Source organism: Pseudarthrobacter sp. LT1 (assembly GCF_035621795.1).
Taxonomy (GTDB): domain Bacteria; phylum Actinomycetota; class Actinomycetes; order Actinomycetales; family Micrococcaceae; genus Arthrobacter.
In genome coordinates, this window is the sequence record NZ_CP141830.1 from 1,072,328 (window position 1) to 1,088,039 (window position 15,712).

Annotated in this window: 15 protein-coding genes; 2 read left to right on the top strand and 13 right to left on the bottom strand. The window is 66.8% G+C overall.

Annotated elements, in window-relative coordinates; all coding sequences use genetic code 11:
• Nucleotides 1–18: 18 nt before the first annotated feature.
• From VIK36_RS05155 to VIK36_RS05165, 3 genes are all read right to left on the bottom strand, one after another.
• The gene (locus tag VIK36_RS05155; RefSeq protein WP_324644325.1) at nucleotides 19–771 is read right to left on the bottom strand and encodes a metalloregulator ArsR/SmtB family transcription factor; all 753 of its coding nucleotides are present in this window, start codon (nucleotides 769–771) and stop codon (nucleotides 19–21) included.
• Nucleotides 772–826: 55 nt separating this feature from the next.
• The gene (locus tag VIK36_RS05160) at nucleotides 827–2,059 is read right to left on the bottom strand and encodes a mechanosensitive ion channel family protein (protein ID WP_324644326.1); all 1,233 of its coding nucleotides are present in this window, start codon (nucleotides 2,057–2,059) and stop codon (nucleotides 827–829) included.
• 105 nt (nucleotides 2,060–2,164) lie between these two features.
• Complete coding sequence (locus tag VIK36_RS05165) at nucleotides 2,165–2,572, bottom strand: DUF1304 family protein (RefSeq protein ID WP_255174608.1); 408 nt, start codon at nucleotides 2,570–2,572, stop codon at nucleotides 2,165–2,167.
• Between the two features lie 117 nt (nucleotides 2,573–2,689).
• Here VIK36_RS05165 and VIK36_RS05170 point away from each other — a divergent pair, with 117 nt between their 5' ends.
• Nucleotides 2,690–3,025: a cupin domain-containing protein gene (locus VIK36_RS05170; protein WP_255174609.1), complete on the top strand. Its 336-nt coding sequence runs from the start codon at nucleotides 2,690–2,692 to the stop codon at nucleotides 3,023–3,025.
• Between the two features lie 132 nt (nucleotides 3,026–3,157).
• Here VIK36_RS05170 and VIK36_RS05175 read toward each other — a convergent pair whose 3' ends face one another.
• From VIK36_RS05175 to VIK36_RS05220, 10 genes are all read right to left on the bottom strand, one after another.
• Nucleotides 3,158–4,234 carry a glycerophosphodiester phosphodiesterase family protein gene (locus tag VIK36_RS05175; RefSeq protein WP_324644327.1) on the bottom strand — a complete coding sequence of 359 codons (1,077 nt, stop codon included), beginning with the start codon at nucleotides 4,232–4,234 and terminating at the stop codon, nucleotides 3,158–3,160.
• A 196-nt stretch (nucleotides 4,235–4,430) separates the two neighbouring features.
• The gene (locus tag VIK36_RS05180; RefSeq protein WP_324644328.1) at nucleotides 4,431–5,672 is read right to left on the bottom strand and encodes an MFS transporter; all 1,242 of its coding nucleotides are present in this window, start codon (nucleotides 5,670–5,672) and stop codon (nucleotides 4,431–4,433) included.
• 182 nt (nucleotides 5,673–5,854) lie between these two features.
• Entirely contained in the window at nucleotides 5,855–7,108 is a 1,254-nt protein-coding gene (locus VIK36_RS05185) for an AGE family epimerase/isomerase (RefSeq protein ID WP_324644329.1), read from the bottom strand.
• A 43-nt stretch (nucleotides 7,109–7,151) separates the two neighbouring features.
• Nucleotides 7,152–7,895 carry a sulfite exporter TauE/SafE family protein gene (locus tag VIK36_RS05190; protein ID WP_255174613.1) on the bottom strand — a complete coding sequence of 248 codons (744 nt, stop codon included), beginning with the start codon at nucleotides 7,893–7,895 and terminating at the stop codon, nucleotides 7,152–7,154.
• Nucleotides 7,896–9,335 carry an NAD-dependent succinate-semialdehyde dehydrogenase gene (locus VIK36_RS05195; protein ID WP_324644330.1) on the bottom strand — a complete coding sequence of 480 codons (1,440 nt, stop codon included), beginning with the start codon at nucleotides 9,333–9,335 and terminating at the stop codon, nucleotides 7,896–7,898.
• A 64-nt stretch (nucleotides 9,336–9,399) separates the two neighbouring features.
• Nucleotides 9,400–10,215 carry a carbohydrate ABC transporter permease gene (locus tag VIK36_RS05200; protein WP_324644331.1) on the bottom strand — a complete coding sequence of 272 codons (816 nt, stop codon included), beginning with the start codon at nucleotides 10,213–10,215 and terminating at the stop codon, nucleotides 9,400–9,402.
• 4 nt (nucleotides 10,216–10,219) lie between these two features.
• On the bottom strand, nucleotides 10,220–11,176 hold the full coding sequence (locus VIK36_RS05205; RefSeq protein ID WP_255174616.1) for a carbohydrate ABC transporter permease: 957 nt from the start codon (nucleotides 11,174–11,176) through the stop codon (nucleotides 10,220–10,222).
• Nucleotides 11,173–12,462 carry an ABC transporter substrate-binding protein gene (locus tag VIK36_RS05210; protein ID WP_255174617.1) on the bottom strand — a complete coding sequence of 430 codons (1,290 nt, stop codon included), beginning with the start codon at nucleotides 12,460–12,462 and terminating at the stop codon, nucleotides 11,173–11,175. Before VIK36_RS05210 ends, VIK36_RS05205 begins: the two co-directional genes overlap by 4 nt.
• Nucleotides 12,463–12,554: 92 nt before the next feature.
• A complete protein-coding gene (locus VIK36_RS05215; protein ID WP_255174618.1) occupies nucleotides 12,555–13,439 on the bottom strand; it encodes an aldolase in 885 nt (294 codons plus the stop codon).
• Nucleotides 13,440–13,451: 12 nt separating this feature from the next.
• A complete protein-coding gene (locus tag VIK36_RS05220; RefSeq protein ID WP_324644332.1) occupies nucleotides 13,452–14,366 on the bottom strand; it encodes a PfkB family carbohydrate kinase in 915 nt (304 codons plus the stop codon).
• A gap of 139 nt (nucleotides 14,367–14,505) precedes the next feature.
• Between VIK36_RS05220 and VIK36_RS05225 the strand changes: the two genes are divergently transcribed.
• Nucleotides 14,506–15,648 carry a Gfo/Idh/MocA family oxidoreductase gene (locus VIK36_RS05225; protein WP_324644333.1) on the top strand — a complete coding sequence of 381 codons (1,143 nt, stop codon included), beginning with the start codon at nucleotides 14,506–14,508 and terminating at the stop codon, nucleotides 15,646–15,648.
• Nucleotides 15,649–15,712 lie beyond the last annotated feature (64 nt).

Below are 15,712 nucleotides of genomic sequence, written 5' to 3' on the forward strand. Positions count from 1 at the left end.
GGCGCTGCCGCGCGGGCGCTACGAGTATAGCAGCGAGCCCGGCGTGGTGAGCTTTTCGCCGGTTTCCAGCCACGTCTTCAGGCCCGAGAGGATCATCGGCCAGCCGCCGTAGAGCTGCTCGTTGGCGCCCTCGCGCAGGTCGCTGTGGGTGACGGTGAGGTGGCAGGAATCGCCTACGGGCTCGATCTCCCAGGTGACCTTGGACGTGCCCTCGGCCTTGACGTCCTCGCCCCACAGGGCGCGCATGGTCTGGACCAGGCGGCGCGGCGGGTCTACTTCCAGGTTTTCGCCTTCGCCCAGGATCTGGCCTGCCTTGGGGTTGCCCATTTCGAAGCGGCCGCCAGGCGTCCAGTCGGACTGCAGCGTATTGCCGAACTGGTACTTGCTGCGGATATCGCTGTCCGTGATGGCTTCCCAGAGCTTCTCCGGTGTGGTCTTGATGTAGATCTCAAAGATTTTTTCCATGGGACTTTCCAATCTGGATTTGAGGTCGCTGAGGGCAGCGGCCCATGGTTCTGCGTATTTGCTGACCCAGCGGTCGTGGACCAGGCGGATGGGGACCGGGTTCAGGAAGTGCAGCTTTTCCCGCCCGCGACGGCGCGTCACCACCAGGCCTGCGTCCTCCAGGATGCGGAGGTGCTTGGCGATCCCGAACCGGCTCATGCTGAACCGTGCCTCAAGCGCACTCAGGGTCTGGCCGTCCTCGCGGAACAGCTCGTCGAGCAGGTCCCTGCGGGTGGGGTCGGAGAGTGCTTTGAACACGTCGTCCATGCCCTCAATGATAGGTGACCCTATGGTCACCTATCAAGGGTTTTCCGGCCCGGGGTCAGTTCCGGGAGGCCAGGTTGCGGTCCCGTTCCTCGAACACCTCGTCGCCGGGACCGGTGAAGGCCCGCGACCGTTCCACCGCCTCGATGGATCCGGTGAACAGCTGCGATTCGTGCGGGTCCGCCGGGGCATGAGCACCCGCCCCCGACGCACCCAGCCCGCGCAGGGGTGCCTTGCGCCGGGTGGCCGTGCCGCCGTCGTCCGCTGCCTGCTCCCAGCGCTGGTGCGGCAGCGCCTGCGGATGGTTCTGCTGGAGGAACGTGACCGTGGTTTCGCGGACCAGGCAGCGCAGGTCGAAGAGCGCGGCACTGTCCGCGGCGCTGACCAGGATGCGGACGCGGACAAAGCCTCCGGTGGCATCGGTGATCTGCAGGACGCCCACGCGTTCATCCCACAGTTCGGTGCCGGCCAGCACCCGGCGCAGTTCGGTGCGCATGTCCTCCACGGGGGCGCGCCAGTCGAGGTCGAACTCCACGGTGCCCATGACCTCGGACTGGCGGCGGGTCCAGTTCTCGAACGGTGTGGTGGTGAAGTAGGTGGAGGGCAGGATCAGCCGGCGGTCGTCCCAGAGATGGACCACCACGTAGGTGAGGGTGATCTCCTCGATCCTGCCCCATTCCTTCTGGACCACCACCACATCGTCCACCCGGATGGCGTCGGTGAACGCGAGCTGCATACCGGCGAAGACATTCACCAGGGACGTCTGCGCGGCGAGGCCAGCCACGATCGAGATCACGCCCGCGGACGCCAGCAGCCCAGCCCCCAGCGCCTGGATCGCGGGGAACGTCAGCATGGCAGTGCCGACGGCGAGCACCACCACCAGCGCCACGGCGATCCGCCGGGCCAGGATCATCTGGGTGCGCAGCCGCCGGGCACGCCGGTTGTCCGCCACGTCCACGCTGTGCCGGTTCAACACCACGGCCTCCACAATCAGCAGGACCGCGATGGCAAGCCACGCGAACGCGCCGATCATCGCGATCAGCAGGAGATGGTCGACGCCGGCGTGCCAGCTTTCGCCTGCAGCCGTCAGCCCCAGCGCAGCGCGGACGCCCACCAGGCACAGTGCAAGCCGCAACGGCTGGCGGGCCACCCGGGAAGTGGCGTGCAGTTCAGGACGCTTCCGGTTGAGCTTGAGGACGATCTTGCGGAGCAGCCAGGACAGGGTGAGTCCGGCCACCACCGCCAGGGCCATGGCGATGAAGGGCAGGGCGGGATTCAGGAAGTCTGGCATCCTTTAACCTCTATCAAGCCTTTGCCGGGCCCCGAAATCGGGTACCCCCGGCGCGTGTCCGTTGTAAGGCTGCGGCGGCCGCTGTGGACCGTGCCCCGGGAGAAGCTACGGCCCGAACGGCAGCAGGAGCAGGGCCACCAGGGCAGGGACCGTCGCCGCGAGGGTCCCCGGCACGCTGTCCCACTTCCGGGGATAGTGCCCCTGGAGGTCTGCGAGCAGCATGGTGGGTGCAGTGAGGACCATGTTGGCGCAGCAGTAGACCACCAGCGTGTAGCCCACCACCAGGTGGCCGGAGTTGGCCGCGACCACGCCGGCGATCACCCCCAGCGCCACCAGCAGGTTCCGGTACCCGGTGGGGATGGCCCACATCATCACGGCGGGCACGTTTTCTGGGGGCGTGCTCAGGAATTTCTGCGCCCACCTGTTGCGGCGGAGGAGGAAGCTCTCCACCGGAAAGACGAAGATATAGATGGCCGCGGCCATTACCGCGAAGATCTGCGACACGGTGTTCATGCTCGAAGGGTAGGCCCGTCCTCTCTGGTGCTGTATCCCCTCCCAAGGGGATTTCCAGCCTGCTCCGGCTGGAAAAACCGGCCCCCAGATGCCGTGGACCCGGGTAGCCTTGGGCGCATGCAGAAGATATCGATCGACGCGCTGGCCCGGCAGCAGCTCGAGGCGGCGGTCACCTCAACCAACGGCCGCGCTGCGGACACGGTGTACGGCGGCCACGAAAAAGTCCTCCGGCAGACCGTCATGGCCATGAAGGCCGGAACCCAGTTGAGTGAACACCAGAACCCCGGCGACGCCACGGTCTTCGTGATCCAGGGCTGCGTCAGCCTCAAGGCCGGTGGCGAGTCATGGCAGGGCAAAGCCGGCGATCTGCTGATCGTCCCGCCCGGCCTGCACAGCCTGCACGCGGAGGAGGACTCCGCGTTCCTGTTCACCGTGGCCAAATACCGGGACTGAACACCGCCGGCTACGAAGCACTCGACGGGCGGCAGGACGACGGCAACTGCCGGACTTCCCCCAGCGGAAGTCCGGCAGCCGCCGTCGGGCTGTAGCGCAGGAGGGGCCAGCGCAGGGCCCTGATCCGCGGAACTATGCCTGCGGGGCGTAGGCCTTGGGCAGCTTCAGGCCGCGCTCATCCATGAGGGTGCGCAGGCGGGTGGGGTAGTCGGTGATGATACCGTCCACGCCCTGGTCCATCAGTCGTTCCATGTCTGCGGGCTTGTTGACGGTCCAGGGGATGACGGCGAGGCCCAGCTGGTGCGCCTCGGCGATCATCTGCGGGGTGGCGGAGCTGAACGTGGGGGAGATGACGTTGTACCCCTGGGCGGCGGCAGCCTTGGCGAGGGATCCGTCGTAGTTGTCGATGTCGATGCCGCCCAGCTCAGGCGCGGCACCCGGCTTGCCCACCTGCATCCACGCGTCCCCGCTGGAAAGCGCAACGAGCGTGAGCTCCGGCGCCAGTTTCCTGGTGAGGTTCAGCGAGGACCAGTCGAAGGACTGGATGGTGGTGCGTTCCGCGGCGCCGGACGCCTGCACTTCTGCCACCACGGCCTTGGTCAGCGCCACCATGCCGTCGCCGCCGGCCTTGCCGTCCTCCACCTTGGTCTCCACGTTGAAGCGGACTTTTTTGGCGTTGTACTGCTCCGTCAGCTGGTAGACGTCCTTGAGCTCGGCGATTCGGTTCCCCTCGATCACGTCCTGCTCCGGGAAGCCGGGCAGCTGCATGAAGCCGCAGTTCAGGGTCTTGACCTGGGCCAGGGACAGCTCCGCCACCCTGCGGCCGACGTACGGGAACTCAGGGTCACCGGCGGTGGCCGGGGCGGTGTCGATGCACTTGTTGGCCTGGATGGTGTCGTCATGCCAGACGATGATCTTCCCGTCCTCCGTGAGGTGCGTGTCCAGTTCCAGGGTGCTGACGCCGAGCTTCAGGGAGTTGCCGAACGCCGCCAGCGACTCCTCGGTCCACTCGCCGCGGCCGCCGCGGTGCGCCTGGAGGTCGAAGGAGCCGTTGCGCTCGTTCGTTGTGATGGCTGAGGTGGCGGTACCGGCAGCGTTCGACGACGGCGTGCCGGCGTCAGCGGTTCCGGCGGCAAAGGCGGCGCCGGGGGAGGCGACGGCGGCGGCGAGCAGGGCGGCGGTTGCCGCAGCGGTCAGGACTGTGCGCATGGGAATGGTTCCTCCTGGTGACGGGTTTCGGCAGTGCCGGGTGACCCGCCTACGCTAGGCCAGCCAGGTTGCGGCCGGGGTTCACACAGTTGGAGGGGAGATTAACGCCAGGTTCTGCCCTGCCCCCGCATCGATTGCTCCGTACCGGTCCTTTTGGCGGCTCAAAACGGCACTTACGGAGCAACCGATGCAGGGATCAGGCGGGGTCCTTGACCTTGTCAGTGACCGGCCGGGGTTCCAGCCAGATGCGTTCGCGCGGGCCCGGCGGGTAGGCGTACCGCTTGCCGGCGAGCGTGATCACGAATGCGGCGACCACCGGGATTGCCGCCGCGGCCGGAACCAGCAGCGGGCCCCCAACCACCAGGGCCGCCGAGCCGTAGAGCGCGCCGATGGTGATGCCCAGCTGGATGGTCAGGACCGTGAGCCCGTTGGCGGCCTCGCTGTACTCCCCGCCGGCCCGGAGGATCGCGGACTGGTTGTAGATGCCGATGGCGCCCAGGCCCGCCCCCCAGACGGTCATCAGGACCAGGGCCACGGGCAGGTTTCCCACGGCGAGCGGCAGCAGGAGCATCGATGCGGCGATGGCCGCCGTCGTGATCAGCAGCGAACGGCGGGGCCGCGAATCGACGGTGAGCCCCGCAATCCAAATGCCCAGCAGGCCGGACCCGCCCAGCACTGTGAGGGAGAGGCTCGTGGCGTAGTCCGGGAGGTTCGCCTCGCGGATGAAGGGTGCAATGTAGGTGAACAGGGCGAAGTGCGCCAGGACCAGCAGTGGCCAGGCGACCGCCACCGACTTCACGCCTGGCTGGCCGATCGCCTTCCGCAGGGACGGGCGGGCGGCGTCGGAAATGCGCTGGACGCGGGGGAGCAGCCAAAACGCGAGGACCGTCAGGACCACGCCGAACCCGGCGAGCACCAGGAATGCGGCACGCCAGCCCAGGAATCCGCCCAGGGCCGTGCCCACCGGTGCACCGATGGCCAGGCCCAGGCTGTTGCCGCTGAACACGATTGCCAGCGCCTTGCCCACTTTGTCGGCCGGAACCACGCGGGAAACGAACGGCGCCATGGTGGTCCAGAGCAGTCCGTGCGCCAGCCCGCCCACCAGCCGGGCGATCATCGCCGACGTGAAGTCCGGTGCCAGTCCCACCAGTGCGTTGCTGAGCGCGAAGGTCAGGACCAGCCCCACCAGCAGGGCATGCCGCGGGATCTTCCCCAGCAGCCGTGCCGCCGGGACCACCGTGACAACGATGACGGCGGCGTAGGCAGCGGCAAGATAACCGGCCACCGGCTCGGAGACGCCAAGGCCGGTGCTGATCTGCGGCAGCAGCCCGGACGGGAGGAGTTCGGTGGTAATGGCGGTGAACGCAATGGTGGCCAGGACCACCATTGCGGCGTAGGGAAAACGGGCAGGGGACGGCGCGGAAATCGCGGAAGACATGGGGGAGCGTCCATTCAAAGGGTGGGGTTGGAACGCGGCTATGCTCGCCTGCAATTCCTCCCTTAAATTTACAGGATCAAATGGCGTGTCATAGCTGTGACACGTCGCCGCGCGGCCGCCCTGCCCCGCCCCGTTTCGTTGCCCGCCGGTTCCCGCTGCCGGCGGGCAACGCTGCCCTCTTCTTAAGCCCGGGTTCCGCTGATGCGCGCGTCAAGCAGCCCGGCGGCAACCGCCGGAGCCAGCCCGGGTGCCAGTGGAAGGCGGGGAACCACCAGGCAGTGCCACAGGTGGTAGATGTCAGCCTTGCCCGACCACACGGTGGAGGTGACGTTTCCGTTCTCGTCGAGTTCCTGCTTCCAGGATCCATGCTCGTAGTCGATGAACCAGTCGCGGGCGTGGTCCCAGATCCGCTCGTACCAGTCCGCGTACTTCTTCTCGCCGGTGGCGATGTACAGGGCCGCTGCGCCTCCGATTGCCTCGGCTGGTACCCACCGGATGCGGGTGGTGACCACCGGCTTGCCTTCCCAGTCCACGGTGTACACGAAACCAGGATGGCCATCCGGTTCCCAGGCGTCGCGGATGGCTGCATCGAACAGGCCGCGGGCGTCTTCGAGGAGCCAGTCCGGGACGTTCATGCCCCTGGCCTCAAGGCCGGCCCGGATGTGCAGGAGCAGGCGCGCCCACTCCACCCAGTGGCCCGGCGTTCCCCCGTAGGCACGGAACTGGCTGGCACGGTCGTCCGTGTTGTACTCCGGCATCGGCTTCCACTCGGGGTCGAAGTGCTCAAACACCCGGTAGTTGTTGTTGCGCGCGAAGTCGTGGATGAGCACCTCGGCGATGTGCAGGGCCCGTTCCAGCCAGCGGTTCTCGCCGGTCACATCGGCCACGATGAGGTATGCCTCCACCGAGTGCATGCTTGCATTCCCGCCGCGGTAGGCCTCGGTCTCGGTGAAGTCCCGGTTCCACGAGTCGAAGCACATGTTGGCCTTGTGGTCCCAGAACTTCGTGTCGGCTACCCGCAGTGCCTCGTCGAGCAGTTCACGGGCACCCGGGCGCCCTGCGGCGACCGCGCTCGCAGCGGCCAGGAGCACGAAGGAGTGCTGGTAGCCGGACTTGGTGTCGTTGACCGGGCCATTCTCATCGACCTCGGCGTACCAGCCGCCGAACTCATCGTCGTGGAGGGCCCCGTTCAGGGCTGCGATGCCGTGGTCCACCAGTGTGGCAGCGCCCGGCCGGCCCATCAGGGCGGCAACGGCAAAACTGTGGGTCATCCGTGCAGTAATCCACAGATGGGTGGGCTTGTCGGCGAACACCTTGCCGTAGTTGTCCAGCCAGCCGAATCCCGTTGGGACCTTGGAGGCCTCGGCGAAGTGGATCAGCCGGTCGGTTTCCGCCTCGAGCCATCGGGCGTGGGCGGGGCTGTCGAGCCACGTCATGTCATGTCCTCTTTCTGGTGTTGGTGCAAGTGAAAAGGTCGGGTCAGCCCACGGCGTCGGATACGCCGCGGATGATGGTGGCGGCCGCTCCCAGGTAGGCCAGGATGATCAGGAGGATCTGCGCGGCGCGGGCCGGGACGTGTTTGGCGGCGAGGTCGCCGAGTACCAGCCCTGCCAGGCAGGCAACGGCGACGGCGAGCCACATGGCCAGCGGCAGCACGGGGAAGGTCGCGGGAGCCGTGATGGCCTTCGAGATCAGCGAGAACGTACCGATGGTGAAGAAGTACGGCTGCATGGTGGCCGCAAAGGATTTGTGCTGCCACCGGGTGGCTATCGAGTACATGCTGACGGCAGGGCCACCCACCCCGGCTGCTGTGTTCATGAAGCCGCTGAGGCCGCCGGCGGTCAACAGGTAGCGGCGGCGCTCCGGCAGGGTGGCGGATTTCAGGACCAGCAGGACGGTCAGGCCGACGGCGAGGATCACTCCGATGGAGATCTCCAGCACAGGTGCCGGAATGAGCCGGATCAGGAAGGCTGCTGGAATGATGCCCAGCAGCGCCGAAGCCGCCAGTGCGGCGTAGCGCTTCCAGTCGATGTCCTTTACCACCCGGAAGATGATGGCCCCCGCCGTCACGGCCCCGCACACGTTCACCAGCACCACTCCCTCCACCGGCCCCAGGAGCAGGACCAGGAAGGGGGCGGCCACCAGCGCGAAGCCCATGCCGGTGACGCGCTGCATCCCGGCACCCATGACAACGGCGCCCAGCACCAGGCCGGTGGTCAGCATTTACGGCCTCCAGGCCACGTACTGGACCTCCTCGAACTCCTCCAGGCCCAGGCTTGATCCTTCCCGGCCCAGGCCGGACTGTTTGGCACCGCCCATGGGCGCGAAGGCCACGGACGGGAGGGGATCGTTCACGCCCACGATGCCGGCTTCGAGCTGCTCGGGGATGTCCCAGCCGCGCCTGGGGCTGCCGCTCCAGACGTAGGCGGCCAGGCCCATCTCGGTGGCGTTGGCCTTCCGGATCGCTTCTTCCTCCGAGGAGAAGGTGACGACGCCGGCCGCCGGGCCAAAGACTTCCTCGGTCACCAGGAGCGCGTCGTCGGGGACGTCGGCCAGCAGCGTGGGTGCCATGAAGGCACCTTCGCCGGGTACGGAAGTCCGCTCGGTGACCCGCCGGGCGCCGCGTTCGATCGCGTCGTCCACCAGTGCCTGCACCGCGGACACTCTTTCGGCGTCGATGACGGGACCGAGATCCGGGACCGGACCGCCGTCGTCGGGAACTCCATGGCCGATGCTCATGGCATCAAAGCGGGCGCCCAGCTTCCGTGCGAATTCCTCCGCAATGCTGTCCTGGACCAGGAACCGGTTGGCGGCCACGCAGGACTGGCCGGTGTTGCGGAGCCGGCCGAGGACGGCACCGTCCACGGCGGCGTCCAGGTCGGCGTCCTCGAAGACGATGAAGGGTGCGTTGCCGCCGAGTTCCAGCAGCGGCCGGACCACGCGCTCCGAGGCGGATGCCATGATCTGCCGTCCCACCCCGGTGGAGCCGGTGAAGCTGACGGCCCGGACTGCGGGGTGTGACATCAGGGCGGCGGTGATTTCGCGGGAGGGGCCGTGGACCAGGTTCACCACACCGGCGGGGAACCCGGCGTCGTGCAGGACCTCGAACAGGCCGGTGGCGGCCAGCGGGGCCTTCTCTGACACCCTGCCCACCACTGTGCAGCCGGCGGCAAGCATTGCGGCAAGCTTCCGGGCCTGGATGGACACCGGAAAGTTCCAGGGCGTCAGGCTGAGGGCCACGCCGAGGGGTTTGCGGGTGCTGAGGTGGCGGCGGCCCTGCAGTTCGGGCGGGCTGACGGTGCCGGTGGCGCGGCGGGCCTCCTCGGCGAACCAGCGGAAGTACTCCACGGAGAAGTCCACTTCCCCCTGAGCTTCGGGGAGCCGTTTGCCGGCCTCGAGTGCCAGGGTGTGTGCGAGCTCGTCGCGGCGTTCTGCCAGGAGATCGGCAGCGTTGCGCAGCAGGTCGGCGCGGTGGCGTGCGGTGGTGTGCGACCAGGACCTGAAAGCCTCTGCCGCGGCGTCGCCGGCTGTCGTGGCTTCCTGGGCGGTGCCCCAGGCCACCTCACCTACCGTGCTGCCGTTGCCGGGGTCCGTCACGTCCCTGGCGGTTCCGCCGGTGTGCCAGCTGCCGTTGATCAGGTGCCGGGCTGACTTGAGGTTCATGAATGGTGCCTTTCGTTGGCTGGGAGGGGGCTGCCGTCGCAGGTGCTGCCCGCCGTCGTCGTACTCATCCCTTGCTGGCGCCTGCCGTGATGCCGGCAACGAAGTAGCGCTGCAGGAAGACGTACGCCACCACCACGGGCAGGGACGCCAGGATGACGCCGGCGAACAGAAGCGGGTAATTGGTCTGGAACTCGCCCTGGAAGCTGAGCAGCGCCAGCGGCAGCGTCCGGTTCCCGGGGGTCTGGATGAACAGCAGCGGGTAGAGGAGTTCGTTCCAGTGGATGACGAACAGGAAGATGGCGGCCGCAGCGATGGAGGGTGCTGACAGCGGCAGGGCAATGGAGGAGTAGGTCTTCCACGGACCGCTGCCATCAATCGAGGAGGCTTCGTAGAGTTCCTTGGGCAGGGTCCGCATGAACCCGCCCAGGATGAACACGGCGATGGGCAGCGTGGAGACCACGTTGGCCAGGATCAGGCCGGCCAGGTTGTCCAGCAGGCCCAGCCTGCCGAAGAGCACATAGAGCGGGACCATGTTGGCCTGCGCCGGGATGGCCATGCCCAGGACCAGGAACCCGAAGATGGCCCAGGACATGAACCCCTTCAGCCGGGACACCGCGTACCCGGCCAGGCTGGCCAGGAAGAGGGTGAGCGGCACGGAGATGCCGGTGACGATCACGCTGTTCATGAAGGACGAGCCGAGGTTCTGGCCGCCCACCACTTCGGTGAAGTTGTCTGCGGAGAGCGAGTGGGGCAGGCTGAAGGGCCCTGCGAAGAGTTCCTGCGTGGTCTTGAAACTGCCGAAGGCCACCACAGTCAGCGGAACGATGATGATGACCGCGTAGATGGCCAGGATGGCGCGGCGGCTTAGTGAGGCGAGCATGCTGCTAGTCCCCCTTCGGGGTCAGCCGGAGCAGGCGGCGCTGCAGCCAGGTGACCAGGGCGATCATCGCCATGAAGATGATCGACTGGGCGGCGGCGTAGCCGAATTCCGAGTTGGCAAAGGTGCTGTAAATGCGGGTGGACAGGATGTCCAGGGAGCTCTTGGGCGGATTTCCCGCGATGCCCAGGATCAGGTCGAACGCCTTGAAGGACTGCACGGTGGTGTAGGCCACCACAATGGATGTGGCCGGGGCAACGAAGGGCCAGGTGATGGATTTGAACTGCTGCCATTTGTTGGCACCGTCCATCTCCGCCGCTTCGTAGAGTTCCCGGGGGATGGCCTGCAGCCCGGCAATGTAGACCACCATCATCTGGCCCGAGTGGAACCACACCTGGGTGACGGCCACCCAGTACAAGGCCTGGGCGTCGTTGCCGAGATAGGCGCCGCCGTCCACTCCGACGGTCCTGAGGACCGAGTTCGCCAGCCCGAAGTTGGGGTCGTAGATGAACTTCCAGATGAAGGCCACCGACACCGAGGACAGGATGGTGGGGAAGAAGAACAGCGCCCGGAGCAGGATGCTGCCCCGGGAGTTCTTCGTCAGGAGCAGGGCGAGGATCAGCGAGAAGAGGGTCTGCGCGATGACCACCAGCAGCACGAACTTCAGGTTGTTGGTCAGGGCATTGGTGAACAGCGAGTCCTTGGTGAACGCGCGGATGAAGTTGTCCAGGCCAACATAGTTGAATGCCGCCGAGAAGCCGTTCCAGTCCGTGATGGCGTACTGGAAGGCCTGCAGCGTGGGCATCACCAGGAAGAAGGCGACGACGGCGACGGCCGGCAGCGGGAAGAGGTACAGTGCCGGATTCACGCGGGTGGGGGAGCGGCGGCGCACCTTGGCCGCGCTGGCGGCGGTTTGGTCCTCCGGCGCCTTGTGCTTCGCAGCGGTTCCGGGATGGATGCTCATAGCCGTTCATCGACAATCTTCTGGGCGGCAGCGGCTGCCTGCTCCGGGCTGGTGCCGGAGATGACGGCCGTGGCACTGGCTTCCACCGCGTTGCGGACATCAAGGTTGTTGAACTGGAAGCGGGCGGCGAGCGCGGTCTTCTTCTGCAGCCAGGGGCTCAGCCGCTTCAGGTCCGGGTTGGTGTATTCCACCTTGTCCACCGAAACGTGCTGGGCGGTCTGGTTGGCGTAATAGCCCGCATTCTCGGGCTCGGAGAGGAAGTCGATCCAGGCTGCTGCCGCGGCCTGGTTCTTGCTGGCGGAGTTGACGCCCAGGATGAAGGTGGCGTTGTAGGCGCCTTCATACTTGCCCTTGCCGTCGGAGGTGGTGTTGGGGAACACCAGGTCGATGGGGAACTTGGCACCCAGGCCGCGGACTGCGGCGATGTGGTACGAACCGGTGGCCAGCATGGCGGCCTTGCCCTGCGAGAACAGGTTCTGCGCCGGCTCCACGGCGGTGCCCGTGGCGTTCGGCTGTACGAAGGGCTTCAGGTCCTTGTACTGGTTGAGCATCTTGATGAACCAGTCATCGGTGCACTTGAGCTTGCCCTGTTCGATCTGGGCGCACATGTCGTCCACCGGGGCATTGTTGGCAATCATGCAGTTGAACAACTGGCCGCCGTTGCCCACATCGCCGCCCGGCCAGGAGATGGGGATGACCCCGGCGGAGGCGAGTTTTTCACACATCGCCAGGAACGCATCCCAGTTCTTGGGGGCGATTTCCGCGCCGGCCTTGTCGAAGAGGTCCACGTTGGCCATGGGCATGGGGAACACCACCTGGTACGGCAGGCCCAGCTGGTTGTTGCCGCTCTGGCCCGCGGACAACAGTCCCTTCTGGTAGTTCGCCACGGCTTTGCTGTCCTTGAGGTCGGTGTAGATCCCGGCTTCGCTGAAGTTCTTGAACTGGGCGCCGCGGAAGGTGGCGAACGCGTCACCGATGGAGCCGCCGCGCAGCTTCTGCAGGGCTTGTGCGTTGTAGTCGTTGGAGGTGGAGATGTCCTGGGCCACCTCTACGCCGTCGTGCTTGGCGGCGAAACGCTTAATGAGCTCGTCGAACACGGCCTTGTCCTCGCCGCGCCAGTGGGCGAAGGACACCTTGCCGGTCACTGCGCCGGTGGACGGGGCTGCCGGTCCGGAGGCGCCGGCCGGCGAGGTGGAACCGCCGGGGCCTGCGCACGCCGCCGCCGTGGCGCCGAAGCCCAGGGCTCCGAGAATGGCCATAGCCTGCCTGCGTGAAATCTGACTCACAATAATCTCCTCGTTGAGTGTTTGCTGTGCCTTGTGTGCTTACTGCGGAAACGGGTTGCCCCGGGGAGGACGCTGTGGCGCCTGGACGGTGCCTATGCGTGGGCCCGTTGTGCTGAAACGACGTCGTCAACCACGGCGCAGAGGCGCTGCAGCCTGCGGACGGCGTCGGTGGACAGGGATTCGACGACGTCGGGGGCTCCGATGCAGGATGCCCAGACGGCGCGTCCGGAGAGGAAGCCGCTGGCGCCTTCCAGGCAGGCCCACCGGACGGCGTCGGGGAAGACGTCCTCGGGAACGCCGCTGGAAAGGACCACCCAGGGGCCGTCGATGGCTTTGGTCAGTTCGGCGCAGGCCGCGCGGACATCATCCTCGGAGGCCTGCCCTTTGAAGGGGACCTCGGCCTTGTAGAGGTCGGCGCCAAGGCTGCCGAGCTCCTTGGCTGCGGCCAGGATTCCGGCGTTCCAGTCGAAGTCGCCACCGGCAAGGGGCTTGCGGGACACAGGTTCAATGATGCTGATCAGCCCGGCGGACCGGCAGCTGTCCACGAATTCGCGGACCATGGCCACCCGGCCCTCGGCGGGCTCGTCCGGGCGGTAGAGCACCAGCAGCTTGAGGGCCTTGACGCCGAGGGCCTTGTACTTGTGCGGGTCCACCAGCCGGTCGATGGTCACCTCGCCCACCAGCTCGCCGTGCGCGGATTCGAAGTGGTCCGCGGAGGCGATGAGCCCGCAGCTGGAATCCACCACACCGGCGTCGATGGCCTGGTCGAGGGCGAACTGGCGGTCGATGAGGATGCCGGAGGCGTAGGGGGTGAGGATACGGGCGGCCTCGAGCTTGAAGTCGCGCAGGTCATCGTCGGTGACGGGCTGGTCGGTGTGCTCGGCGAACATGTTGCGCATGGCTTCGCGCTGGTCGACGGCAAGCATCGCAAAGGCGCCGGACGGGCGCTGCAGGGGGGAAAGATCGGTGTGGCTCATGGGCTGCTTCTTTCAGCTGGACAGGTTGGAAACTGGGACAGGGGCGATGGTCTGGTGCGGGATGGCGGAGCGGCCGTCCAGTCCGCCACACGAGGCGGAAGCGGTGCGGCCGGCGAACACTGCGGCGTCCACCAGCGGAAGGCCGGCGGCGACGGCCGCGAGCAGGGCGCCGTGGTAAACATCGCCGGCGCCGAGGGTGGAGACGATGGTGGCGGGGGCGGCCGGGATGTGGACCGGTTGGCCGCCGCGTTCCACAACCCAGGCTCCTTCGGAGCCGGCGGTGGCGACGACGGCGGTGGCGCCGTCGTCAAGCGCTTTGCCCAGGAGGGCCTCGGGGGAGAGGCCCGCGCCGTACTCCGCCTGGAGCCTTTCAATAGTGGGCACGTAGAGTGCGACACCACGGGGGCTGAAGGCGGGGATCGGATTGCCGGCGTCAACGCTGAGGTTCAGGTCCTCCGGGTTGAAGCCGGGCACCGTGGCAACAGCGTTCCAGCCCAGGTGGTCCACGTGGACCCAGGCCGCGGACTGCAGCAGCTCGGTAAAGCGGCTGGCGGCGGGAAAACTGACGGGCGGCACTGGCCGGGTGACGATGGCCCGGCTTTCGGTGGCCTTGCTGACCACGATCACGCTGGCTCCGGTTTTGACACCCGGATCGCGGATGACGGCGGAGGTGTCCACGCCTTCCCCCTGGAGCCCGGCAATGATGCGGTCTCCTTCTTCATCGGCGCCGAGGACGCCGGCGAAGGCGGTGCTGGCGCCTGCCCGGGCCGCCGCGACGGCTGCCGTGGCTGCGGGGCCGCCGCCCGCCGTCGCAAAATCCGTGGCGACGGTGCGGCTGTCCGCGGCCGGGAAATCCTCCACCAGGGCGATGGAGTCAAGGGTGGCACAGCCTACGAAGAGCAGGGTTCCAGTTGACGGTTGGGGCACGTTCCACCTCGTTGTAGTTCCGGCTGGTATTGAAGAAATATACACACGCCATGTTGGAAAAACAACACTTTCTGTATAGTTGTGTTTGGGATGCAACGCCGCGGTCCCGCCCCCTCAACGTAGAGAAACGGAGCAGCTCATGTCATTGCCTACTGCGGAATCACCCCGGACCATCCGGTACGGCCTCATCGGAGCCGGCCACATGGCCCGCGAACATGTGAGGAACCTTGCACTAATTCCGGGCAGCCTCGTCACCGCAGTTTCGGATCCCACACCGTCGTCCCTGGAAGAGACGGTCGCGGAGATCGGACATGAGGTGCAGACGTTCGCCACCCATCAGGAACTCCTGGCCTCGGGCCTGGTGGACGCCCTAGTCATCGCCAGCCCCAACGACACGCACCTGGGCATCCTGAAGGACGTCTTCGCCAGCGGCACCAACCTGCCCGTGCTCGTGGAAAAGCCTGTGTGCACCAGCGCGGAGCAGGCGGACGAACTGGAAGCCCTCGCCGCCAACTACCCCGCACCGGTGTGGGTGGCCATGGAGTACCGCTACATGCCGCCGGTGCAGGAAATCATCCAGGCGGCGCACGGCGGCAAGCTGGGGAAGATCCACATGCTCTCCATCGTGGAGCACCGCTTCCCGTTCCTGCACAAGGTGGACGCATGGAACCGCTTCGCCGAGCGCACCGGCGGCACCCTGGTGGAGAAGTGCTGCCACTTCTTCGACCTGATGCGGCTGATCCTGCAGGATGAGCCTGTCCGGGTGTACGCCAGCGGCGGCCACGACGTAAACCACATGGACGAGGTCTACGACGGCCGGGTGTCCGACATGGTGGACAACGCCTACGTGATTGTCGATTTCAAGGGCGGCCGCCGGGCCATGCTGGAACTGTCCATGTTCGCCGAGGGATCCAAATTCCAGGAACGGATCTCCATCGTGGGTGATGCCGCAAAGATCGAGACGCTGATCCCGGTAGCAGCCAACCACTGGATCCCAGGAGATGAGGCCGAAGCCACCGTGGAGTTCAGCCCGCGGTCCCCGCTGGGCCCCGAAAAGCACGAAGTCCCGGTGGACGAGGCCGTCCTCGCGGCCGGTGCCCATCACGGGTCCACGTACTACGAGCACCTGGGGTACCGGAAGGCCATCCTCGGCGAAGGTCCCGTCGAAGTGACGGTTGCCGACGGACTGCAGTCAGTCCGGATGGGCCTCGCGGCGGAACGTTCCATTACGGAAGGACGCCCCGTGGAGCTTGCCAATGCTGTTTCCGGGGTACGTTCATAGAAGAATTTTGTTGGAAGTCCAACATCCCGCCAGGCTCCTGCCCGGCACATTGGGGAGGGAAGAG